This is a genomic window from Alteromonas sp. CyTr2 (assembly GCF_947311905.1).
Lineage (GTDB): Bacteria > Pseudomonadota > Gammaproteobacteria > Enterobacterales > Alteromonadaceae > Alteromonas > Alteromonas macleodii.
Genome location: NZ_CAMZMZ010000081.1, coordinates 1 through 1361 on the forward strand (window position 1 = coordinate 1; position 1361 = coordinate 1361).

Annotated in this window: 1 protein-coding gene; it reads right to left on the reverse strand. The window is 45.2% G+C overall.

Annotated elements, in window-relative coordinates; all coding sequences use genetic code 11:
* Nucleotides 1-239: 239 nt before the first annotated feature.
* Nucleotides 240-1274, reverse strand: coding sequence for an IS110 family transposase (locus QME20_RS19630; RefSeq protein ID WP_168534346.1), 1035 nt, complete (start codon nt 1272-1274; stop codon nt 240-242).
* Between the last annotated feature and the right edge of the window lie 87 nt (nt 1275-1361).

Genomic DNA, 1361 nt, shown 5'->3' on the forward strand with positions numbered 1-1361 from the left:
TAACGTGATTCATTGCTGCCATATATTCGGCTTTTTCGTGAAGTCAATTGACTTCTAGCCTTGATGGTTGTTCGCATCTTGTTGTCTCATCAATCCGGCGGCCTCGAAGGCCCTTGGTATAAACTGATTTGAACAAGATGGTTATGAACCGTTAATCATCAGTACGTTGTCTTTTTGCAATATGTTGATAGGCTTTCTGTTTTAGTTTATTTACTTATCTTTGGTTTGGGTTTCATCGGCTAAGCCGCTGCTTTATTTATCAGTCCTGGCTGGTAGTCCTGTTGATAGTGCAGCATAGCCCAGGCCATTCTTACCATTTTATTAGCCAGTGCGACGCACGCTTTGTTAAAGCTCATGCGTGCTAAACAAGCCCGACACCACTCGCTCACCTTATCGGTTTTATCACCAATATGGCGCAAGGCGGCCCTGGCCCCGTTAATTATCTGGGTCCGTAAATACGTGTTCCCTCGCTTGCTAATACCCAACAATCTCGGGTTATCTCCCGTTGTATGTTGTTTGGGCACTACACCTAACCAAGCGGCTAAATGTCGGCCGCTATTAAAAGCCTGACCTTGTCCAATGCCTGCATATAAGGCGGTAGCAATCAAAGGCCCAATTCCTGTCATGCTCATTAAACGCTCGCATACAGGCTGGCTTTGTGAGAACGCTTTCAACTCCTTATCCATTTCTTTTATGTGCTCTCGCAGTTCCCGCAAATCATTGAGTAAGCCTTGAAACTGTCGGCGAGCTAACATACTCAATCCATTGTCAGCTTCTTCCAGGGTTAAAGGCAGCTCTTTCACCAAAGTCGCTACACCCCGTACATACACAATACCGTATTCGCTCAATAAGCCTCTTATCTGATTACTCAACGCCGTTTGCTGCGCTATCATACGCTCTCTAATCCGATGCATAAGCTGGATGTCTTGTTGGTCCTGAGACTTAAACGGCACAAATCGCATCCCTTCGCGTTGTGATGCCTCGGCTATCGCCTCTGCATCATTGTAATCGTGTTTATTGCCTTTTCGGTATGCTACAACGTATTGCGGTGCTATTGCTTTGACTTCATGCCCGGCTTTCGTCAATTCCCTACACCAGTAATGGCAACTTCCACAGGCTTCCATCACTACAATGCATGGCTCCAGTTGACTAAAATAGGACAACATCTGGTGACGCCTTAATTTCTTCTTTCTGAGCACTCTGCCTGACTGATTCATAAAAACTAAATGAAAAACAGACTTGGCGATATCGAGACCTATTGTTACCTTACTCATGTGACCTTCTCCTTCTTGATAGTGATTTGAACAACCCTATCTTGGCTCATTTGAAGCCTTTATGGGAGGAGAGGGTCCATACCATTA